Consider the following 21789-nt stretch of genomic DNA (forward strand, 5'->3'; position numbering starts at 1 on the left):
GGTTCTCACTGCGTGAGATTGCGTTATGGATGGTATTTTCCTGCAGCAACTGATCAATGGCCTGACCCTCGGGTCGGTCTATGGTCTGATCGCCATCGGCTACACAATGGTCTACGGCATCATCGGCATGATCAACTTCGCCCACGGCGAGGTTTACATGATTTCCGCTTACCTCGCGGCAATCAGTCTGGCTCTGCTGGCTTACTTCGGTATCGAATCCTTTCCACTCATGATCCTTGGCACGCTCGTGTTCACGGTGGTGGTCACCGGGGTCTACGGCTGGGTCATCGAACGCGTCGCCTATAAACCCCTGCGCAACTCAACCCGGCTGGCACCGCTGATCAGTGCCATCGGTATTTCGCTGATCCTGCAGAACTACGCACAGATCAGCCAGGGTGCCCGTCAACAGGGTGTCCCGACGCTGCTTGAAGGCGCCATGCGCCTCGACATCGGCAGCGGTTTCGTCCAGCTTACCTACACCAAGATCTTCATCCTGATCGCCGCATTCGCCGGGATGGCGGTGCTGACCTACATCATCAAGTACACCAAGCTCGGGCGCATGTGCCGCGCCACCCAGCAAGACCGCAAGATGGCCTCGATCCTGGGGATCAACACCGATCGGGTGATTTCCTACGTCTTCATCATCGGCGCGGCCATGGCGGCCCTGGCCGGCGTGCTGATCACCATGAACTATGGCACATTCGACTTCTATGCCGGCTTCATCATCGGCATCAAGGCGTTCACCGCTGCGGTACTCGGCGGCATCGGCTCCCTGCCTGGGGCCATGCTCGGCGGGATCATCCTCGGGATTTCCGAGTCGCTGTTCTCCGGTCTGATCAACTCCGACTACAAAGACGTGTTCAGTTTCTCGCTGCTGGTGCTGATTCTGATTTTCCGTCCCCAAGGCCTGTTGGGTCGCCCACTCGTGGCGAAGGTATAAGTATGTCTGCTGCCAATAAACCGCTTGATATCAAACAGAGCGTCATCGACGCGATCCTGGCCGGCCTGATCTCGCTGATCGTGTTCGGGCCGATCGTCGGCGTGGTGCTCGACGGCTACAGCTTCAACTTGCAACCGGCCCGCGTCGGCTGGCTGGTGGCGATCGTGATGATCGGGCGCTTTGCCTTGAGCCTGTTCCTGCAAACTCCCAAGGGACTGAAGATTCTCCAGGGTTTCGAGAGCACCGGTTCCGGCGTGCATGTGCTGCCACCGGACTACAAGTCGCGCCTGCGCTGGATCATCCCGGCACTGATCGTGATTGCCATCGTGTTCCCGTTCTTCGCCAACAAATACGTGCTCACGGTGGTCATCCTCGGGCTGATTTATGTGCTGTTGGGCCTGGGCCTGAACATCGTGGTCGGCCTGGCGGGGCTGCTCGACCTCGGCTATGTGGCGTTCTACGCCATCGGCGCCTATGGCCTGGCGCTGGGCTACCAATACCTGGGGCTGGGCTTCTGGACGGTACTGCCGCTGGCGGCCATCGCGGCGGCGATGGCGGGGTGCATATTGGGATTCCCGGTGTTGCGAATGCACGGTGACTACCTGGCCATCGTGACCCTGGGCTTTGGCGAGATCATTCGCCTGGTGCTCAACAACTGGCTGTCGTTCACCGGTGGGCCGAATGGCATGCAGGTGCCGTGGCCGACCTTCATGGGATTGGAGTTCCGCAAGCAGGCGAGGGACGGTGGGATTCCGTTCCACGAGTTCTTCGGCATCGATTACAACCCCAACTTCAAGTTTCTGTTTATCTACATCGTGTTGTTCATCACGGTACTGCTGGTGCTCTACGTCAAGCATCGCCTGACCCGCATGCCGGTCGGTCGTGCCTGGGAAGCCCTGCGCGAGGATGAAATCGCCTGCCGCTCCATGGGCCTGAACCATGTGCTGGTCAAGCTCTCGGCGTTCACTATCGGTGCGTCCACGGCTGGCCTGGCCGGGGTGTTCTTTGCCAGTTACCAAGGCTTCGTCAACCCGTCTTCGTTCACCTTCTTCGAATCGGCGCTGATCCTGGCCATCGTGGTGCTCGGTGGCATGGGCTCGACGGTCGGCGTGGTGATCGCGGCATTCGTGCTCACCGTGGCGCCGGAGCTGCTGCGCAGCTTCTCCGAATACCGGGTGTTGCTGTTCGGCGTACTGATGGTGTTGATGATGATCTGGCGTCCTCGCGGCCTGATCCGTATCAGCCGAACCGGCGTGACGCCGCGCAAGGGGGTTGCGCCATGAGCGAAGTCGTACTCAAAGTTGAAAACCTGATGATGCAGTTCGGTGGCATCAAGGCCCTCAGCGATGTCAGCCTGCAAGTCAAACGCAACTCGATCTTTGCCCTGATCGGTCCCAATGGCGCGGGCAAAACCACGGTGTTCAACTGCCTGACCGGTTTCTACAAGGCTTCGGGCGGCCAGATCGAGCTCAATGTGCGTGGCGAGCAAACCAACGTCATCAAGCTGTTGGGCGAGGCGTTTCGCCCGACTGATTTCGTGTCGCCGAAGTCCTTCGCCAGCCGGCTGTACTACAAGATGTTCGGCGGCACCCACTTGGTGAACCGCGCCGGCCTGGCGCGTACTTTCCAGAACATTCGCCTGTTCAAGGAAATGTCGGTGCTGGAAAACCTGCTGGTGGCCCAGCACATGTGGGTCAACCGCAGCATGGTGGCAGGCATCCTCAACACCAAGGGCTACCGCAAGGCCGAAAGCGACGCCTTGGATCATGCGTTCTATTGGCTGGAAGTGGTGGACCTGGTGGATTGCGCCAACCGTCTGGCGGGCGAGCTTTCCTACGGTCAGCAACGGCGCCTGGAAATCGCCCGGGCCATGTGCACACGCCCGCAGATCATCTGCCTCGACGAACCGGCCGCCGGCCTCAACCCTCAGGAAACCGAAGCGCTGAGCGCGATGATCCGGCTGCTGCGCGACGAGCATGATCTGACCGTGGTGCTGATCGAACACGACATGGGCATGGTAATGAGCATTTCCGATCACATCGTGGTGCTGGACCACGGCAACGTGATCGCCGAGGGCGGTCCCGAGGCGATTCGCAACGATCCGAAGGTGATCGCGGCCTACCTGGGTGCCGACGAAGAGGAACTGGTATGAGTGGACCTATCCTCGAACTCAAGGAATTGGACGTGTTCTACGGGCCGATCCAGGCCCTGAAGAAAGTCTCGATGCACATTGGCGAAGGCGAGACCGTGAGCCTGATCGGCTCCAACGGGGCCGGCAAGTCCACGCTTTTGATGTCGATCTTCGGCCAGCCGCGTGCCGCCGGTGGGCAGATCATTTACCAAGGCGTGGACATCACCCACAAGTCGTCGCACTACATCGCGTCCAACGGCATCGCGCAGTCGCCGGAAGGGCGGCGGGTATTCCCCGACATGACCGTCGAGGAAAACCTGCTGATGGGTACCATTCCTATCGGTGACAAATACGCCAGCGAAGACATGCAACGCATGTTCGAGCTGTTCCCGCGACTCAAGGAGCGGCGCAACCAGCGGGCCATGACCATGTCCGGCGGCGAGCAGCAAATGCTCGCCATCGCCCGGGCATTGATGAGCCGGCCAAAGTTGTTGCTGCTCGATGAGCCGAGCCTGGGGCTGGCACCCATTGTGGTGAAGCAGATCTTCGCCACCCTGCGTGAGCTGGCATCCACGGGGATGACCATCTTCCTGGTGGAGCAGAACGCCAACCACGCCCTCAAGCTGTCGGACCGGGCCTATGTGATGGTCAACGGTGAAATTCGCCTGACCGGCACCGGCAAGGAATTGCTCGCCAACGAAGAGGTGCGTAACGCGTACCTGGGCGGTCATTGAGGCGGTTGTTGCAATGAAAAAACCGGCGAGTGATCGCCGGTTTTTTTATTCCTCGAATGCACCACTCATTCCCTGTGGGAGCGGGTTTTGGTCGCTTGGGAGAATTGTGGACAACAATCCTTAGCCCTTGCGAAACCGCGACATAAAGTCGCCGCAAATAGTTGTTTTGCCACGGTTTTGACTTGTCCCCGTTTGCTGTGGAACTGGCTGTGGGTAACGTGGGAGTAGCTGGCTGAAAGCCTTTGAATACGTGGCTTGCAGGGCTGTGATCGTTTTTTGATCAGGCGTTTTCAGTCAAGCGGGAATGGCTGTTGTCAACACTTTTGTGACCGCTGCAATGGGCTTGAAAGTCGCTGGGCAAGCCTGTGGATAAGTCTGTGGTTAAACTCTGGAAAGACGGCGCTGAGCAGCGTCGTTACTGGCTTGGAGCCATCGCCCATCTCGCATTGGCTTATAGCAGATAACTTGCGCTGCACAACCTCACTTGCAGGGTCAAGCGAAAAAATTTTCCAAATACCCCGCAAAGCCTTATGCACAGCGGCTTGCGGGTTTTGCACTTGCCCCCGATTACTGTGGACGTGCCTGTGGATAAGGTGCGGGCAACCGGCTGCGACCCTTGTTCGGCAAGGCCTGGCGTTGATTGGTTGTTTTATGAGCAGTCGTTGGGAAAAGCCGCGTGCAAGCCTTGCCCCTGCCGTGCCAGGGCGGGCATGCTGTGGGCCGATTTCCATTCAATGGCTGTTGAAGTTCAAACAAGGAGAACACGATGTCTGACACCCTGTTTATTACCGGCGCGACGTCCGGTTTTGGTGAAGCCTGTGCCCGTCGTTTTGCCGAGGCCGGTTGGAAACTGGTGCTGACCGGTCGTCGTGAAGAACGCCTCAATGCCCTTTGTGCCGAGCTGTCGAAGCAGACTGAAGTCCATGGCCTGGTATTGGATGTGCGTGATCGCAAGGCCATGGAAGAGGCCATCGCCAACCTGCCGCCATCCTTCGCCAAATTGCGCGGGCTGATCAACAACGCCGGACTGGCCCTGGGCGTTGATCCTGCACCCAAGTGCGACCTTGATGACTGGGACACCATGGTCGACACCAATGTGAAAGGGCTGATCTACAGTACTCGCCTGCTGTTGCCGCGCCTGATCGCCCACGGTCGTGGGGCCGGGATCGTCAACCTGGGCTCCATCGCCGGCAACTACCCGTACCCGGGTAGCCATGTGTATGGCGCGAGCAAGGCGTTCGTCAAACAGTTCTCCCTGAACCTGCGTTGCGACCTGCAAGGCACGGGCGTGCGGGTGAGCAATATTGAGCCGGGCCTGTGCGAGAGCGAGTTCTCCCTGGTGCGCTTCGGTGGCGACCAGGAGCGCTACAACGCGACCTACGCCGGCGCGGAGCCGATCCAGCCACAGGACATCGCCGATACGATTTTCTGGGTGCTCAATGCGCCAGCGCATATCAACATCAACAGCCTGGAGCTGATGCCGGTGAGCCAGACCTGGGCCGGGTTTGCCATTGAGCGCAACAAGGCTTGATGGGTGGACATCTGTGGCGAGGGAGCTTGCTCCCGTTCGGCTGCGAAGCAGTCGTCAGCTTTTGGGGCCGCTACGCAGCCCAGCGGGAGCAAGCTCCCTCGCCACAAAAGCTACAGGAGTCACAGGAGTCACAGAAGCCACAGCAGCGTTATGCCAGGTAGTCGGCCAGCCCGCGATAGCAGGTCAGCAGGTGATACGGCGTAGTGGACGGCATGTCCCGGCGGCTGACGATGCCGTCGGCGTCCAGGCATTCGTTCCAGCCCTTGGCATGCAGAAAATGCTGCTGCAGCGCGCGCAATTGACGCAGCAGCAGCCCCTGGCTGCCCGGGCGCAAGGTGAGTGCCCGCAAGTATTCCGCCTGGGCCCAGATGCGTTGGGTGGCATCGCGCGGGCCTGCCTGGGATCCCAAGGCCAGCGTTGCACACACAGCGCCGGAGTCCGGGGCGACGCCGCGTTGTTCGGTATGGCCGAAGCTGTGCTCCAGGGCCGCGTGCAGCTTGCCGTCACGCAGTAGGGGTGAGGAAGCCAGCAGGAAATACCATTCGAACTGGTGCCCCGGTTCGAACCAGTTATCCACAGCTCTGAGCGGCTTCTCCATCATCACGCGTTGCTGCGGCTCGATGAAATGCTTGGACATCCCGTCGCAAAGGCTCAGCAGCGCCTGGCGGACGTTGGCGTCTTCGCGAACCGACAAGGTCGCGAGGAACGCTTCGGCCAGATGCATCAAGGGGTTTTGCAACGGGCCGGATCCGGTCGTTGACCAGTCGCGCTTTAGGCTGGCTTCGTAGAGGCCGTCTGCGCTGGCAAAGCGCCGGGCAATGACCTCCAGGCTCGCGTTGAGTACCGACTCCACCAGCGGTTCGCGGACCTTGCCCCAGTAATGGGCGCAGGCGAACAGGATAAAGGCGTGGGTGTAGAGGTCTTTGCCGGTGTCCAGCGGCGCGCCTTGCGGGTCGATGCTGTAGAACCAGCCGCCATGCTCGGCATCGTGGAAATGACGCTGCAGCGAGCGGAACAGTGCACTGGCCCGCTCCTCGGCCTGGGGCACTTCGCCGATCAGATTGGCGAACACATACAACTGCCGCGCACAGGCCATGGCGCGGTAGCGCTGGGGTGGCAGCGGCACATGCTCGGCATCAAGGGATTCATAGGGCAACGCCAGTTCGGCATTCCAGCCCGGGCCTTGCCACATCGGCACGATCACGTCGTGAAAATGCTGACGCACCGTTGCGAACAGGGCGGTCAATTCAGGCTGGGGAGCGGGGCGGGAAGCATCAGGCATCGGCGGAGGTCGTCACGGCTGGGGGCGATTGCGCGACATGGTAGCAGAGTGACCGACTCCAGAGAGATGGTGCTTGTAAGTCCGTCATCGCGAGCAAGCTCGCTCCCACAGGGGCCGGTGTACACCGATCAAAGTGTGGAGGCCCGATCAAGCTGTGGGAGCGAGCTTGCTCGCGATAGCGGCCAGGCAGGCGCTAAAGAATCAACCCGCCAACAACCAAACCCCAGCTCCTGCCGAAGCCGCCCCAGCCAATCGAACCAACGGCGCCGCCGCTCGCGGCAACACCCGCACCAGGGCAAACCCGGCGCCATGCAACGCCGCCGTCGCTGCGACAAAGCCCACCGCATAGGCCCACGGGCTCGACATGTCCGGCAGTTCCAAGCCATGGGCCACGCCATGGAACAGCGCAAACAGTGCCGTCGCACCGACTGCCAGGCTCAATGGTGGACGCACCGCCAGTGCCACCGCCAGGCCCAGGGCGAGCACCGAGGCGGCGATCCCGCTTTCCAGCGCTGGCAGATCCAGCCCTTCAAAGCCCAGCAGGCCACCGAGCAGCATTGTACCGACGAAAGTGCAGGGCAGCGCCCAGCGCGCGGCACCTTGTTGTTGCGCGGCCCACAAGCCCACCGCCAGCATCGCCAGCAAATGGTCGAGCCCACCGATGGGGTGGCCGAGGCCGGCGATCAGGCCATTGTCGCCATGGCCGGGATGGGCGAAGGCCAAGGCTGGGGTCAGCAGCAGGGCAAGGGCACCGAGGATGCGTTTGAAGTTCATGGATAAGCTTCCTTGTGGTCAGTCGGAAAGATCAGGCGGCGGTCAGCAGACCCTGGCGCTCGATGAAGGCAATGATGTCGTCCAGGCCCTGGCCGGTCTTCTGATTGCTGAACACGAAGGGCTTGCCGTTGCGCATCCGCCGGGTGTCGCTGTCCATCATTTCCAGGGACGCACCCACCAGCGGTGCCAGGTCGATTTTATTGATCACCAGCAGGTCTGATTTGCAGATGCCCGGCCCGCCCTTGCGCGGCAGCTTGTCACCGGCCGAGACGTCGATCACATAGATGGTCAGGTCCGACAATTCCGGGCTGAAGGTCGCCGACAGGTTGTCGCCGCCCGACTCAACCAGGATCAGGTCCAGGCCCGGGAAGCGCCGGTTCAACTGGTCCACCGCCTCCAGGTTGATCGACGCGTCTTCGCGAATCGCCGTGTGCGGGCAACCGCCGGTTTCCACGCCGATGATCCGCTCCGGCGCCAGGGCCTCGTTGCGCACCAGGAAGTCGGCGTCTTCGCGGGTGTAGATGTCGTTGGTGACCACCGCCAGGTTGTAGCGTTCACGTAGAGCCAGGCACAGGGCCAGGGTCAGGGCGGTCTTGCCGGAACCTACCGGGCCGCCGATACCGACGCGCAGAGGTTGTGTATTCATGAGTGTCTCCTAGGAACGGAACAGACGGCTGTACTGGCGCTCATGGGCCATGCACGCCAGGGACAGGCCAAATGCGGCGCTGCCGTAATGATCGGGGTCGATGTTCGAGGCGTCGCGCTGGGCCTGTTGCAGCAGCGGCAGCAGCTCGCTGGTCAGGCGCTGGGCCGCTTGCTGGCCCAGGGGCAGGGTTTTCATCAGCACCGCCAGTTGGTTTTCCAGCCAGCTCCACAGCCAGGCGGCGAGGGCGTCCTGGGGGGCTATCTGCCAGGCGCGGGCGGCCAGGGCCCAGCACAAGGCCAGGTGCGGCTCGCTGCGCTGTTCGAGAAAGTCTCGCGCGGCGCGGTCGAGTTCCGGCAGGCCCGCGAGCAATTGCTGCAACGAGTAGCCCATCTGCCGGCTCTCCTGATACAGCTCGCGGGTTTCCCGGCTGGCGCGGTGTTCTTCGCAACGTTGCAGCAGCGCGTCCCAATCGTCAGCGGCGGCTGCGGTGCAGTGCGCCAGCAGCAAGGGCGCTTCGAAACGCGCCAGGTTCAGCAGCAGTTGATCGCTGATCCAGCGACGGGCGTCGTCAGGGTTTTTCACCTGGCCGTTGTCCACCGCCATCTCCAGCCCCTGGGAATAGCTGTAGCCACCAATCGGCAGTTGCGGGCTGGCCAGACGCAGCAGCGCCCAGGCCGGGTTCATGTGCGCACGCCGAACTGATGCAGGCGCGGCGCGTAGTTGAAATCTTCGTCGCCGTGCCGGGAGTGATGGTGACCGCCGCCATAGGCGCCGTGTTCCGGCTGGAACGGGGCTTCGATGGATTCGGCGCGGGCGCCCAGTTGTTCGAGCATCGCCTTGAGCACGTAGTCGTCCAGCAGGCGCAACCAGCCATCGCCCACTTGCAGGGCGACATGGCGATTGCCCAGATGGTAGGCGGCGCGGGTCAGTTCGAAGGCGTTGGCGCAGGTGACATGCAGCAATTGTTCGGCGCGGGCACAAACGCGCACGATGCGCCCGTCTTCAGCTTGCAGGCATTCGCCGTCGTACAGCGGCGGTTGGCCTCGTTCCAGGAACAACCCCACGTCTTCACCCTCGGCACTGAAACAGCGCAGGCGGCTTTTGCTACGGGCGTCAAAGGTCAGGTGCAGCTCGGCGTCCCAGCGCGGTTGAGTGTCGATTCTGCGATGAATCACCAGCATCGGAGTGCTTCCAGCAATGAACAGTGCTGTGTTTAGAGCAAGGGGCTTGCCAACCGAATGAGGTGTAGGAAATAGCTGGGATGGCGTTTCAGGATGGGGCGGATTGCGTGCCATGTTGGTGCGTGACGCGATGGCGCGCACCATTTTGCGGCTGACACAAAAAGAACCTGTGGGAGCGGGCTTGCTCGCGAAGGCGTCGGCTCAGCTTGCATCAAAACAAAGCGCTATCCCTTGGCACCAGGCGCCGCCATCTCCTTGGTTTCCAGATGATCCAACGCCCGCTCAACCAACAACTGCACCCCATCGGCCATCCGGCTGATCGCCAGGGCGACGCAGCGGCGTGAATCGTCGACGTCGTCAGCCAGGTCGGCGGCGATGGTGCTGATGGACAGCAGGTCTTCGGAGGCGTTGGCGAGCAAGGTTTCGGTGTCGATGTGGGGTGACACGATGAAGAGTTGGTTTTTGTCAGGTTGGGAAAAGCCCCGAAAGGTCACAGCGGTCGGCAGTTCCTACAGAGATGGCCACATCTCCCAAGCGGTTCTTCGGGAGGCGGTGTGTCAGGTGAGCCATCAGGGGGCTGAGACTCCGCTATCGCGAGCAAGCTCCCACAGTGGGTACATCGGGTTATTCGGTACTGCCCAACCCTTGCCAATGCTTGAGGCCAATGAAGATGAACCGCAGTTGCTGGGTAATCTTCGCCTGGGGCGTGAGATGTTCGGGGAGGGCTTGGGCGGGTGGGTCGATGATGTCCGGCAGGGTGGCGAATACGCTCTTGACGATGAGGTCAGCCATCACGCCCAGGGCGGCCAGGTCCAGGTGCTGCAGCTTGGGCATCAAGGCCAGGTCGGCTGCCAGGTCCGAGCTGATGTCTTCGCGCAGTTGGGCGATGGCCTGGCGCACCGGCAGGGAACCGCCGTATTGCTCGCGGGCCAGGAACAGGAACTGCGATCGGTTGGCCTGCACCACATCGAGAAAGATCCGCACTGACGCGTCGATAATGCCGCCCATGACGAATTCGTTGTGGCGTACCAGGCGGATGGTTGCGCGGAAGGTCTGGCCGACTTCGCTGACCAGTACCAGGCCCAGTTGGTCCATATCCTCGAAGTGCCGGTAGAACCCGGTGGGCACGATGCCTGCTGTCCGGGCGACTTCCCGCAGGCTCAGGCTGCCGAACCCCCGGCCACACTCCATCAAACGGCGGGCTGCGTCCATCAGGGCAATTCGGGTCTGTTGTTTCTGTTCGGCGCGGGGCAGCATCGCAAGGCTGGCTTCTGATTCACGGGAGCGACGCACTCTAGCAAATCGGCTTTGTCGACGTCGAACGGTAGAGGGGGATCGGGCGGGGAAAACGAGGGGTTTGAAAAGTCAAAAGCCCGATTGCAGGAATCGGGCTTTTTTCTGGGCCACCATGGGCTCAGCTCACTGTGCCGTTGCGTTTGATCACGCGGTCACCACCGCCTTCGGCGAGGGTCTCACCCAGTTTGGTGCGGGAAGAGCCGTCTTCGGCGAGGGTTTCGCCCAGCTTGGTGCGGGAAGAGCCGTCTTCGGCAAGGGTTTCGCCCAGCTTGGTACGGGAAGAGCCGTCTTCGGCGAGGGTTTCGCCCAGCTTGGTACGGGAAGAGCCGTCTTCGGCGAGGGTCTCACCCAGCTTGGTACGGGAAGAGCCGTCTTCAACCAGACCTTTTTGTTCCAGGCGATCACGGCCACCTTCGGCAACCGTCTGGCTGTAGACAGAGTGGCTGTCCTTGACCTGTGGCGTGGCTTGTTCGGAAGCTGGCAGTGCGAAGGCAGTGGAGGCCAGCAGTGAAAGGGACAGGCTCATCAGTAATTGGCGTTTCATGGTCGTTGCTCCTTGGGAGGGCGATAAAGTAGGTACGAGGGCAATGCTACTCTCGATAAGTCGATATAAAAGTTCATAAAGACAATGGTAATAATCAACGGAATTGATTGTTCGGCGCGAAGGCTCTAGAACGGGCGTTTCCGAGGTGCCGTTTTGCACCGAGGTGGGTATTTTGTACCCACTACTGCCTCGTAAATGTGCGAGGGCGGTAACAGTTTGTTGGCTGATCGGTCAGGAATGTTGCATTTTTTTGTGCCGTTCATCGGCACCTGTGGGCCGCTTTACCAGTCCAACCCTTCATAACGAACCGACTGCAAGGTCGTGTTCCCAGCGGCGGCGCGGTTGCGGACGCTGACTTGTCATCAGGAGCCTTGTGCATGACGCGCACCTCGAAAATCCTCGCCTGGAGCTTTGCCAGCCTTGTTGTCCTGCTGGCCGTGCTGGTCCTGGTCATCGCCTTCTTCGACTGGAACCGCATCAAGCCCACGCTCAATGCCAAGGTTTCCGAGGAGTTGCATCGTCCCTTCGCCATCAACGGCAATCTGGCGGTAGCCTGGCAGCGTGAGCCAGAGGAAGGGGGCTGGCGTGCTTGGCTGCCCTGGCCCCATGTGGTGGCCGAGGATTTGAGCCTGGGCAACCCTGACTGGTCGAAAACCCCGCAAATGGTCACACTCAAGCGTGTCGAGTTGCGCGTGTCCCCCTTGGCCTTGCTGGCTCGGCGGGTGGCGATACCGCGCATCGACCTGACGGAGCCCAATGCCAACCTGCAGCGTCTGGCTGACGGACGCGCCAACTGGACCTTCCAATTCGATCCGAAAGACCCGGACGCCGAGCCGTCCAGCTGGGTGGTGGACATCGGCGCCATCGGCTTCGACAAGGGCCACGTCACCCTTGACGACCAGACGCTCAAGACCCGGCTCGACCTGTTGATCGACCCGTTGGGCAAACCCATCCCGTTCAGCGATATCGTCGGTGACAAGGCCGCCAAAAAGGCTCAGGACCAAGGCGCGACACCGCAGGACTACGCGTTCGCCTTCAAGGTCAACGGGCAGTATCACGGGCAAAACCTGGCCGGCTCCGGCAAGGTCGGTGGTTTGCTGGCACTGCAGGATGCCTCACGACCCTTTCCGCTCCAGGCCCAGGCGAAGATTGCCGAGACCCGCGTCGAACTGGCCGGCACCTTCACCGACCCGATGAATCTCGGGGCCCTGGACTTGCGCCTGAAACTGGCCGGCAACAGCCTGGCTCATCTCTACCCGCTGACCGGCGTGACCCTGCCGGATTCGCCGCCCTATGCCACTGATGGCCACTTGATCGCCAAGCTGCATGAGCCGGGTGGGGCGCTGTTTCGCTATGAGGCGTTCAACGGCAAGATCGGCGACAGCGATATCCATGGCGACCTGGCTTATGTCGCCAGTCAGCCCCGGCCGAAACTCAGTGGCGCGCTGGTCTCCAACCAATTGCTGTTCAGCGACCTGGCGCCGCTGATCGGTGCGGACTCCAATACCGAGCAAAAGGCCCGTGGCGGTGCCAGCAAGCAGCCAGCCGACAAGATCTTGCCCGTGGAAGAGTTTCGCACCGAGCGTTGGAACGTGATGGACGCCGATGTGGAGTTCACCGGCAAGCGCATTGTCCATAGCGAGCAGTTGCCATTCACCGACCTGTATACCCATCTGGTGCTCAACGATGGGCAGTTGAGCCTCGAGCCCCTGCGCTTCGGTGTGGCCGGTGGTCGCCTCGATGCGCAGATCCGCCTCAATGGCCATGCCCAGCCCCTTGAAGGCCAGGCGAAGTTGACGGCGCGCGGCTTCAAACTCAAGCAGCTGTTCCCGGGTTTTGAGCCGATGAAAACCAGTTTCGGCGAATTGAACGGCGATGCCGATATCACCGGGCGCGGCAATTCGGTGGCGGCGTTGCTGGGCACTTCCAATGGCACGCTGAAAATGCTTATCAACGATGGCGCCATCAGTCGTGAGCTGATGGAGCTGGCGGGGCTGAACGTCGGCAACTACGTGGTGGGGAAAATCTTTGGCGACAAGGAAGTGAAGATCAACTGCGCAGCGGCGGACTTCGACATCAAGACGGGCCTGGCAACCACGCGTCTGTTCGTGTTCGACACCGAGAACGCGATCATCTACATCGACGGCACGGCGAACATGGCGAATGAACAGTTGGACCTGACCATCACCCCCGAGTCCAAGGGCTGGCGCCTGATTTCCCTGCGCTCGCCGTTGTACGTCCGGGGTCCGTTCGCCAAGCCCGCCGCCGGGGTCAAGGCGGTGCCGCTGATGCTGCGCGGCGCCGGGATGGTGGCGTTGGGTGTGATCGCTGCACCGGCCGCCGGCTTGCTCGCGCTGGTAGCGCCCAGCGGCGGTGAGCCGAACCAGTGCGCGCCGCTGCTGGAGCAGATGAAGGCGGGCAAGGCGCCGGTGACGGTCAAGCCCACCCGATAAGCCAGGCTTGCGGTGAGGCGACGGGCCTCATCGCGAGCAAGCTCGCTCCCACATGGAATCGCATCTCCCTGTGGGAGCGAGCTTGCTCGCGATAGCGGTATCAGTATCAGAGGTCGGCCAGGATATCGGCCATGTCATCGGCATGCTCTTCTTCCTGGGCCAGGATGTCTTCGAAGATGCGCCGGGTGGTCGGGTCTTTTTCGCCGATGTACTGGATGATTTCCCGATAGCTGTCGATGGCGATCCGTTCCGCCACCAGGTCCTCGTACACCATTTCCTTGAGGGTGTTGCCCGCCACGTACTGGGCGTGGGAATTGCGGGTCAACAGGTCGGGGTTGAACTCCGGCTCGCCGCCCAACTGCACGATTCGCTCGGCGAGTTTGTCGGCGTGTTCGGCTTCCTGGTTCGCGTGCTCGAGGAATTCACTGGCCGCCACGCTGGCCTTGAGGCCGGTGGCCATGAAGTAGTGGCGCTTATAGCGCAGCACGCACACCAGTTCGGTGGCCAGCGCTTCGTTGAGCAGGCGGACAACTTCCTGCCGATCGGCGCCGTAACCTTCGGTCACTGCGCCGTTCTGCACGTTCTGCCGTGCACGTTCGCGCAGGGTCGTTACATCGGATAAGTGCATGTCGCTCATCTCGTTCTCCTGGAGGCTGATCCGGTGGGAGCGTCACGCTCTGATGGCGCGATCACTCTAAGTCTGAGTGACACGGTCCTGAAAAAGTTTTACCGAGTTTTTCAGCGCATAGCCGGACAGCCGTGCTTCCTCCCCTAGCCACTGGAAGAACGCCCGCACCGGGGGATGGCGTTCGCGGCCCGGGACGCACAGGGCGCTGTAGCCAGCACCATTGACCTGGACGTCCGGGCGATAACCCACCAGCAAGCCACTGGCGATGCTTTCGGAAGCCAGGATATTGCTCGCCAGCACCAGGCCCTGCCCGGCGATCGCCGCTTGCAAGGCGTAATGCTCCTCGTCGTACGCGCGCATGCACGGCTGCCGGGTAAGCCAGGTTTCCCCGGCCTGGGCGCACCAGGCATCCCAACCGTGGGCGTACAGCTTGGAATTGTGCCAATGCACGCTGATCAGCGTCGGCACCTGCCGTGCCGCCAGGGCCACCTGTTCAGGCGAGCCATAGACCCCGAAGCTTTCATCGAACAGGCACATGCCGTACAGGTTCGGGTAGGCGTCCAAGCTGTAGCGCACCACCAGGTCGACGCTGGCGTCCTGGTGCAGGTCGATCACTTCGCAGTGGGTGTCCAGGCGCACGTTGATGTTCGGGTGACGCGCATAAAAACGCCCCAGGCGAGGCACCAGCCACAGGGCGGCAAACGCTGCGGTGGTGGACAGTGTCAGGTGGCTGGTGCTGCGTTGCGGGCGCAGGGTGTCGACGCTTTGGGCCACTTCCAGCAACGCCCCGTGCAGGCTGTGGAACAAGCGTTGCCCGCCGTCGGTGAGGCGTACCTGGCGTGGCAGGCGTTCGAACAGCGCCAGCCCCAGCCAGCTCTCCAGGGATCGAATCTGATGGGAGACCGCCGTAGGCGTCACCGACAGCTCCGCCGCAGCCGCCTTGAAACTGAGCAGCCGCGCGGCAGCCTCGAAGGCGCGCAGGGCGTTGAGCGGCAGGTTGGCGAACATCCTGATTCTCCTGAAATACGATGGATGAAACTAATTCATCCAGATGAACTAACGCTCATTTGTCTGTCAGCGGCAACGAGCCTCAAGCTGCAAGGCATAAGCAGTGTTGATTGTAGCCGCATAAAAGGAGATTCAGATGAGTAATATTCTTGTGGTGCATGGCAGTCCCCGTGGCGAGCGCTCTCATTCCCGGCGCTTGGCCGAGGTCTTTGTTTCGGCGTGGCAGGCCGCCCATCCACAATCGCAATTGACCCGTCGAGAAGTTGGACGGACGGTGATTGCGCCGGTCAACGAAGCGTTCATCGCCGCGGCGTTCTACCCCGAGCCCCAGGCCCGTCCGTTGATCATGCAAGCGGACCTGGCCCTGAGCGATGCCTTGGTCGAGGAGTTGCAAGCCCATGACCGACTGGTGATCTCCGCGCCCATGCACAACTTCAGCGTGCCCGGCGGCGTGAAGGCCTGGATCGACCAGATCGTGCGCATCGGGCTGACGTTCAACCACAGCCTGGATAATGGCGTGTCGCACTACGAGCCGCTGTTGCTGGGCAAGAAAGCGCTGATCGTGACCAGTCGCGGCGATTTCGGTTTCGGGCCTGGCGGCCCGTTGGAGAGCATGAACCACGCCGACACGCTGTTGCGCACCGTCCTGGGGTTTATCGGCATTACCGATGTGACGGTGGTGGCGGCAGAAGGCGAGGAGTCGGCCGAGCGCAGCTTTGCGTTGTCCTGCGCCGAGGCCGAGGAGCGTTTGCTGGCCTTGGCGCGGACTTTTTGAAAAGCGCTGCTGCGTAGCCTAACGGGAGCAAGCTCCCTCGCCACGGATTCATCTGGGTGTCATAGACTGGTCATCATCAGTACCGATGCTGACCCCTCTTGATCACAAGGATGTCGCCATGTCGCAACGCTGCGCCACTCGTTATCCGCTGGTACTGGTCCCGGGCATGCTCGGGTTCATACGCCTGGTGTTGTATTCGTACTGGTATGGGATCGTCTCGGCGCTGCGTCGCGGCGGGGCAGTGGTCGTGGCGGTGAAGGTTTCGCCGCTGCATTCTTCCGAGGTGCGCGGCGAGCAATTGCTGGCGCGGATCGAGGAGATCCTGCGGCAAACCGGTGCGCAGAAAGTCAACCTGATCGGCCACAGCCAGGGCAGCCTTACCGCCCGCTATGCGGCGGCCAAACGGCCGGACCTGGTGGCGTCGGTCACGTCGGTGGCCGGCACCAACCACGGCTCCGAACTGGCGGATTACCTGCAAGCCCACTACCCCGCCGACAGTGCCAAGGGGCGCGTGCTCAGTGCCGTGCTGCGCCTGATCAACGCCCTGATGAGCCTGCTGGAAACCGGCTATCGCGGGCCGAAGCTACCGGTGGATATTCAGGCGTCCCATGCTTCCCTGACCACCGCCGGGGTGGCGCTGTTCAACCAACGTTATCCACAGGGCTTGCCGCAAACCTGGGGCGGGAATGGACCGGAAGAGGTCAATGGCGTGCGTTACTACTCGTGGTCCGGCACCTTGCAGCCAGGCAAGACCGATAGAGGGCGCAATCTGTTCGACGGCACCAACCGCACTTGCCGTTTATTCGCCCGCACCTTTGTCAGAGAAGCGGGGCAATGCGATGGCATGGTCGGACGCTACAGCTCGCACCTGGGCACGGTCATCGGCGATGACTATCCGCTGGACCATTTCGATATCGTCAACCAATCGCTGGGGTTGGTGGGCAAGGGGGCCGAGCCGATCCGGTTGTTTGTCGAGCATGCCGAGCGGTTGAAGGCTGCCGGGGTGTAGCCCGTCGGACCGCGTTATCGTTCACCGCGAGCAAGCGCTAGATCAGGCCCTGAGGGTCAACCTGATGAAGGTGTAACAGGCGTTGTCTACACTGCACCTCATCGCCGTACCCTCGTGCGGCAGCCAGGAGAACCACCATGAAGATGCTGCGTGTCCCTCTGTTGATGATCGGTTTGCTACTGTGTTCCCAGGGCTTCGCCGAGACGGCGCAGCAGACCAAGATGACCACCTGCAACGCCGATGCCACCGCCAAGGCGCTCAAGGGTGACGAGCGCAAGGCGTTCATGAGCACCTGCCTCAAGGCTGCACCGAGCACCCCGCAGGAACGCATGAAAACCTGCAATGCCACGGCCACCACCCAGGCATTGAAGGGCGATGCCCGCAAGGCGTTCATGAGTGAGTGCCTGAAGAAAAAATAAGCGTTGAACCCATGAGCCCCATCGCGAGCAAGCGCGCTCCCACGGTGGGGCTGTGTTGCCCGGTCCAGGGTGGGAGCGAGCTTGCTCGCGATGGGGCCGGCACATCCACCGCAAAAAACCCTGAACTGCGACGAAGGTTGGCCGATACAATCCCTAGTGCTGCTAGTGGAAGGCTGGCAGACTGCCGATCCTTTCACGCCGTTTTGTCCTGAGGCTGTATGCCAACGTTTTCTCAGCGTCATGTGTTGTTGGTGATCAGTTGGGTGATCATTTTTGGTGGGCTGTTGCTGGTGCTGCCGCTGCGCCTGTTGCCGAGTCTGCTGGCCGGGCTGCTGGTGTTCGAACTGGTCAACATGCTCACCCCGCAGTTGCAGCGGCTGATCGAAGGCCGCCGTGCTCGCTGGTTGGCGGTGGCGTTGCTGGGCACGCTGGTGGTCAGTGTGCTGACGTTGATCTTCGCCGGCGCTTTCAGTTTCCTGTTGCATGAAGCGGAAAACCCGGGCGCGTCCCTGGACAAGTTCATGACCGTGGTCGACCGTGCCCGTGGGCAATTACCGCCGTTCATCGACGCTTACCTGCCGGCCAGCGCCGCCGAGTTCCGGGTAGCGATCGGTGACTGGGTGAGCAAGCACCTGAGCGACCTGCAACTGGTGGGCAAGGACGCAGCCCACATGTTCGTGACGCTGCTGATCGGCATGGTGCTGGGCGCCATCGTTGCCCTGCAGCGCATCCCCGACCTGACCAAGCGCAAGCCTCTGGCCGCAGCGCTGTTCGATCGCCTGAACCTGCTGGTCAAGGCGTTTCGCAACATCGTCTTCGCCCAGATCAAGATTTCCCTGCTCAACACCTTCTTCACCGGGATTTTCCTGGCGGTGGTGCTGCCGTTGTTCGGCATCAAGCTACCGCTGACCAAGACCCTGATCGTGATGACCTTCCTGCTCGGGCTGCTGCCGGTCATCGGCAACCTGATGTCCAACACCCTGATCACCATTGTCGGCCTGTCGCTGTCGATCTGGGTGGCGGTGGCGGCGCTGGGTTACCTGATCGTGATCCACAAGCTCGAGTACTTCCTCAACGCCCGCATTGTCGGCGGGCAGATCAGCGCCAAGTCCTGGGAGTTGCTCATGGCGATGCTGGTGTTCGAAGCCGCGTTCGGCCTGCCGGGGGTGGTGGCGGGGCCGATTTATTATGCCTATCTGAAGAGTGAGTTGAAGCAGGTGGGGATGGTTTGATCTGATAGGCGTCGCTTGTTCTGACGCCATCGCGAGCCTGCTCGCGATGGACGCTCCGCAGAACTTGGATCAGACCTGGGTGCCGTAACGCTTCATCGCCTCGATCGCCAACCCGCTGCCAATGCTGCCGAAGATATTGCCTTCCACATGCCGCGCCTGGGGCAGCATCGCCGAGACGCTGTTGCGCAGCGCCGGGATGCCGCTGGAACCGCCGGTGAAGAACACCGTGTCCACCTGATCGACCCGCACGTTGGCATCGCCCAGCAACTGGGTGACGCTGCCGCGCACTCGCTCCAGCAAGCCGTCGATGGCCGACTCGAACAAGGCCCTGCTCAGGTCCACGCTCAGGCCTGGCTCGATCCGGTCCAGCGGTACATGGCGCTGGTCGGCGTGGGTCAGCTCGATCTTGGTTTCTTCCACTTCCATCGCCAGCCAGTGCCCGGCGCGCTGTTCGATCAGTTTGAACAACCGGTCGATGCCGCCGGTGTCTTCGATGTCGTAGCGCATGCTGCCCAGGGCGAGGGTGGATTTTTGCGAGTACACCGCGTTGATGGTGTGCCAGGTCGCCAGGTTCATGTGGTGACTGGTGGGCATGTAGGCGCCACTCTTCATGCGGCTGCCGTAGCCGAACAGCGGCATCAGGCCGGCTAGCGAAAGTTGCTTGTCGAAATCGGTCCCGCCGATGTGCACGCCACCGGTGGCGAGAATGTCGGCGTGGCGGTTGTCGTGGGTGCGGCGCTCGGGGGACAGGCGCACCAGGGAGAAGTCCGAGGTACCGCCGCCGATGTCGACGATCAGCACCAGCTCTTCTTTCTCGATGGTCGATTCATAGTCGAATGCCGCCGCGATAGGCTCGTACTGGAACGAAACCTCCTTGAAGCCGATGGCGCGGGCGACGTCCACCAGGGTGTTTTCCGCTTCCTGGTCGGCCATTTCATCGTCGTCGACGAAAAACACCGGGCGACCCAGCACCACTTCTTCGAACTCCCGACCGGCGGTGGCCTCGGCGCGTTTCTTCAACTGGCCGATGAACAGCCCCAGCAGATCCTTGAACGGCATGGCCGTGCCCAACACGCTGGTGTCGTGCTTGATCAGCTTGGAGCCCAGCAGGCTCTTGAGCGAGCGCATCAGCCGGCCTTCGTAGCCTTCCAGGTATTCGTGCAGGGCCAGGCGGCCATACACCGGGCGGCGCTCCTCGAGATTGAAAAAGACCACCGAAGGCAGGGTGATCTTGTCGTCCTCCAGCGCGATCAACGTTTCCATGCCGGGGCGCAGCCAGCCGACAGTGGAGTTGGACGTGCCAAAGTCGATGCCGCAGGCACGGGCCGGGGATGCGTTTTTCATGTCTTTCGGGTTCCAGTTGAAAAAACGGCCGCGCAGTGTATGTCAGTGTGGCGCGGATTCGAAGGCCGGTTATCTGCTAATTCGCAATCGTTGGCCTTGAAAGACGCCCCGACACCCCCAAACTTGCTGGCATGAGCCTGGCAGCCACAGGGCGGGCACAAGAACCGCCACCGACTGCCGATAAACTTCTGCTGCACCGCCCGGTCACAAACCTTGAGATCGGTCAAACCCCAGGACTTGTATCACGAGCATGCTGCGGGTGGTGGTGCGATTCGATAACGGATGGTGATCCTTCAATGGACTTCAAAGACTATTACAAGATTCTGGGTGTGGAGCCGACGGCCGACGACGCCACGATCAAGGCCGCCTATCGCAAATTGGCGCGCAAGTACCACCCGGATGTCAGTAAGGAAAAAGACGCCGAGACCAAGTTCAAGGACGTCTCCGAAGCCTATGAAGCGCTGAAAAGCGCCGACAAGCGCGCCGAATACGACGACCTGCGCCGTTATGGCCAGCACGGCCAGCCGTTCCAGGGCCCGCCGGGTTGGCAAAGTCGTGGCGGTTTTGGCGGTGGCCAGGACACCGGCGACTTCTCGGACTTCTTCAGTTCGATCTTCGGCAATCGCGGGTCGGGTTTCGGTGGTGGGCAGTCAGGTCGCAGCGCCGGCCGTCGAGGGCAAGACGTGGAAATGGAATTACCGATCTTCCTGGAAGAGACCCTGTCGAGCGAGTCGAAGAAAGTCAGCTTCCAGGTGCCGCAGTACAACGCAGCCGGCCAGCATGTGAGCAACACCAGCAAAAGCCTGAACGTGAAGATCCCGGCCGGTGTGACGGACGGCGAACGCATCCGCCTCAAGGGCCAGGGCGCGCCGGGTATCGGTGGCGGTGCCAATGGTGACCTGTACCTGACCATTCGCTTCGCGCCGCACCCCAAGTTCGACGTCGAAGGCCAGGACCTGATCATCACCTTGCCGCTGGCCCCGTGGGAATTGGCCCTGGGCACCGAAGTGGCGGTGCCGACCCTCACCGGCAAGATCAACCTCAAGGTCCCGGCCGGCAGCCAGAACGGCCAGCGCATGCGCGCCAAGGGCCATGGCCTGCGCAACAAGGCCGGCGAGCGCGGCTACCTGTTCGTGCAGCTCAAGGCCGTGATGCCCAAGGCCAACGATGAGGCGGTCAAGGCACTGTGGGCAGAATTGGCGAAGAAAGCCGCGTTCGATCCGCGGGAGAATTTCTGACCTGTGGTTGATGACCCGCTGAACACAAAACCCGTGGCGAGGGAGCTTGCTCCCGCTGGGCTGCGAAGCAGCCCCAAAACCATTGGACGCGCAGAGCCAGGAAAAACAGTTGGCAGGTCTTTACGACTGCTACGCAGCCGAGCGGGAGCAAGCTCCCTCGCCACAGTCACGGCTAGACTCGACAGTTACGCATTGGGAGAAGCAGACCATGAACAACCCGATCATTGAACTGACCCTGACGGAGTTCTGCGAGGCCGCCGCGTTGCAGGATGTCCACGTCATCGAAATCGTCGCCCACGGCATCCTCGAACCCCATGGCGCGGCTCCGGCGGATTGGCGTTTCACTGACTACGAACTGGTCCTGGCCCGCCGCGCGGCCAAGTTGCGCCGCGAGCTGGAGCTGGAATGGGAAGGCGTCGCCCTGGCGCTGGACCTGCTGGAGGAAGTGCAACAACTGCGCAGCGAAAACCGCATGCTCAAGCAGCGGCTGGGGCGGTTGGTGGAGTAGCTCTGCCCGAGGCTAGGGCCAGGCGCATAACTTGAGTCAGGCACGAAAGCTGAGTCATACACCAATCCTGTGGCGAGGGAGCTTGCTCCCGCTGGGCTGCGAAGCAGCCCTCTCTT

At 61.7% G+C, this 21789-nt stretch carries 23 protein-coding genes; 12 read left to right on the forward strand and 11 right to left on the reverse strand.

What is annotated here, in order from left to right:
• The first annotated feature begins 25 nt into the window (after positions 1–25).
• The 5 genes from V7773_RS21680 to V7773_RS21700 all read left to right on the forward strand — a co-directional run bounded on the left by V7773_RS21680 (position 26) and on the right by V7773_RS21700 (position 5336).
• The gene (locus V7773_RS21680; protein ID WP_063323163.1) at positions 26–940 is read left to right on the forward strand and encodes an ABC transporter permease subunit; all 915 of its coding nucleotides are present in this window, start codon (positions 26–28) and stop codon (positions 938–940) included.
• 2 nt (positions 941–942) lie between these two features.
• Positions 943–2223: a high-affinity branched-chain amino acid ABC transporter permease LivM gene (livM, locus tag V7773_RS21685; RefSeq protein WP_336075051.1), complete on the forward strand. Its 1281-nt coding sequence runs from the start codon at positions 943–945 to the stop codon at positions 2221–2223.
• Positions 2220–3092, forward strand: a complete 873-nt coding sequence (locus V7773_RS21690) for an ABC transporter ATP-binding protein (protein WP_336075054.1) — start codon at positions 2220–2222, stop codon at positions 3090–3092. Before livM ends, V7773_RS21690 begins: the two co-directional genes overlap by 4 nt.
• On the forward strand, positions 3089–3805 hold the full coding sequence (locus V7773_RS21695; protein WP_053117959.1) for an ABC transporter ATP-binding protein: 717 nt from the start codon (positions 3089–3091) through the stop codon (positions 3803–3805). Before V7773_RS21690 ends, V7773_RS21695 begins: the two co-directional genes overlap by 4 nt.
• A 766-nt stretch (positions 3806–4571) precedes the next feature.
• Positions 4572–5336, forward strand: coding sequence for an SDR family oxidoreductase (locus V7773_RS21700; protein WP_072340183.1), 765 nt, complete (start codon positions 4572–4574; stop codon positions 5334–5336).
• A 148-nt stretch (positions 5337–5484) separates the two neighbouring features.
• Here the strand turns inward: V7773_RS21700 and V7773_RS21705 are convergent, their stop codons facing one another.
• The 8 genes from V7773_RS21705 to V7773_RS21740 form a co-directional block, all read right to left on the reverse strand.
• Positions 5485–6618 carry an AGE family epimerase/isomerase gene (locus V7773_RS21705; RefSeq protein ID WP_092222440.1) on the reverse strand — a complete coding sequence of 378 codons (1134 nt, stop codon included), beginning with the start codon at positions 6616–6618 and terminating at the stop codon, positions 5485–5487.
• 201 nt (positions 6619–6819) lie between these two features.
• Positions 6820–7392: a HupE/UreJ family protein gene (locus tag V7773_RS21710; protein ID WP_063323160.1), complete on the reverse strand. Its 573-nt coding sequence runs from the start codon at positions 7390–7392 to the stop codon at positions 6820–6822.
• A gap of 31 nt (positions 7393–7423) precedes the next feature.
• The gene (gene ureG / locus V7773_RS21715; protein WP_003197309.1) at positions 7424–8038 is read right to left on the reverse strand and encodes an urease accessory protein UreG; all 615 of its coding nucleotides are present in this window, start codon (positions 8036–8038) and stop codon (positions 7424–7426) included.
• Between the two features lie 9 nt (positions 8039–8047).
• A complete protein-coding gene (locus V7773_RS21720) occupies positions 8048–8722 on the reverse strand; it encodes an urease accessory protein UreF (RefSeq protein WP_092146999.1) in 675 nt (224 codons plus the stop codon).
• Positions 8719–9219, reverse strand: coding sequence for an urease accessory protein UreE (ureE, locus tag V7773_RS21725; RefSeq protein ID WP_063323158.1), 501 nt, complete (start codon positions 9217–9219; stop codon positions 8719–8721). Before ureE ends, V7773_RS21720 begins: the two co-directional genes overlap by 4 nt.
• Before the next feature lie 224 nt (positions 9220–9443).
• Positions 9444–9725 carry a DUF6124 family protein gene (locus V7773_RS21730; RefSeq protein ID WP_336075083.1) on the reverse strand — a complete coding sequence of 94 codons (282 nt, stop codon included), beginning with the start codon at positions 9723–9725 and terminating at the stop codon, positions 9444–9446.
• Positions 9726–9843: 118 nt separating this feature from the next.
• Positions 9844–10476, reverse strand: coding sequence for a TetR family transcriptional regulator (locus tag V7773_RS21735; protein ID WP_336075062.1), 633 nt, complete (start codon positions 10474–10476; stop codon positions 9844–9846).
• A 157-nt stretch (positions 10477–10633) separates the two neighbouring features.
• Positions 10634–11059 (reverse strand): hypothetical protein, encoded by a 426-nt coding sequence (locus V7773_RS21740; protein ID WP_336075064.1) that lies wholly within the window; start codon positions 11057–11059, stop codon positions 10634–10636.
• Between the two features lie 377 nt (positions 11060–11436).
• Here V7773_RS21740 and V7773_RS21745 point away from each other — a divergent pair, with 377 nt between their 5' ends.
• Entirely contained in the window at positions 11437–13512 is a 2076-nt protein-coding gene (locus tag V7773_RS21745; protein ID WP_336075066.1) for an AsmA family protein, read from the forward strand.
• Between the two features lie 106 nt (positions 13513–13618).
• Here V7773_RS21745 and V7773_RS21750 read toward each other — a convergent pair whose 3' ends face one another.
• A complete protein-coding gene (locus tag V7773_RS21750; RefSeq protein ID WP_003197320.1) occupies positions 13619–14149 on the reverse strand; it encodes a ferritin-like domain-containing protein in 531 nt (176 codons plus the stop codon).
• A gap of 57 nt (positions 14150–14206) precedes the next feature.
• Positions 14207–15148, reverse strand: coding sequence for a LysR substrate-binding domain-containing protein (locus V7773_RS21755; RefSeq protein WP_092463428.1), 942 nt, complete (start codon positions 15146–15148; stop codon positions 14207–14209).
• A 136-nt stretch (positions 15149–15284) separates the two neighbouring features.
• Between V7773_RS21755 and V7773_RS21760 the strand changes: the two genes are divergently transcribed.
• The 4 genes from V7773_RS21760 to V7773_RS21775 all read left to right on the forward strand — a co-directional run bounded on the left by V7773_RS21760 (position 15285) and on the right by V7773_RS21775 (position 18583).
• Complete coding sequence (locus V7773_RS21760) at positions 15285–15923, forward strand: FMN-dependent NADH-azoreductase (protein ID WP_072340197.1); 639 nt, start codon at positions 15285–15287, stop codon at positions 15921–15923.
• Between the two features lie 118 nt (positions 15924–16041).
• Positions 16042–16932 carry an esterase/lipase family protein gene (locus V7773_RS21765; RefSeq protein WP_063323150.1) on the forward strand — a complete coding sequence of 297 codons (891 nt, stop codon included), beginning with the start codon at positions 16042–16044 and terminating at the stop codon, positions 16930–16932.
• Between the two features lie 137 nt (positions 16933–17069).
• Positions 17070–17351, forward strand: coding sequence for a PsiF family protein (locus V7773_RS21770; protein WP_092147012.1), 282 nt, complete (start codon positions 17070–17072; stop codon positions 17349–17351).
• 218 nt (positions 17352–17569) lie between these two features.
• Complete coding sequence (locus V7773_RS21775; RefSeq protein ID WP_003197331.1) at positions 17570–18583, forward strand: AI-2E family transporter; 1014 nt, start codon at positions 17570–17572, stop codon at positions 18581–18583.
• Between the two features lie 69 nt (positions 18584–18652).
• Here the strand turns inward: V7773_RS21775 and V7773_RS21780 are convergent, their stop codons facing one another.
• Positions 18653–19927, reverse strand: coding sequence for an Hsp70 family protein (locus tag V7773_RS21780; protein ID WP_336075075.1), 1275 nt, complete (start codon positions 19925–19927; stop codon positions 18653–18655).
• Between the two features lie 296 nt (positions 19928–20223).
• Between V7773_RS21780 and V7773_RS21785 the strand changes: the two genes are divergently transcribed.
• Both V7773_RS21785 and V7773_RS21790 read left to right on the forward strand, forming a co-directional pair.
• Positions 20224–21165 carry a DnaJ C-terminal domain-containing protein gene (locus tag V7773_RS21785; protein ID WP_092147016.1) on the forward strand — a complete coding sequence of 314 codons (942 nt, stop codon included), beginning with the start codon at positions 20224–20226 and terminating at the stop codon, positions 21163–21165.
• Positions 21166–21373: 208 nt separating this feature from the next.
• Positions 21374–21673: a chaperone modulator CbpM gene (locus V7773_RS21790; RefSeq protein ID WP_063323146.1), complete on the forward strand. Its 300-nt coding sequence runs from the start codon at positions 21374–21376 to the stop codon at positions 21671–21673.
• Positions 21674–21789: the final 116 nt, after the last annotated feature.

This window comes from Pseudomonas sp. 3JA, assembly GCF_036961705.1.
In the GTDB taxonomy this organism is placed as follows: domain Bacteria; phylum Pseudomonadota; class Gammaproteobacteria; order Pseudomonadales; family Pseudomonadaceae; genus Aquipseudomonas; species Aquipseudomonas fluorescens_Q.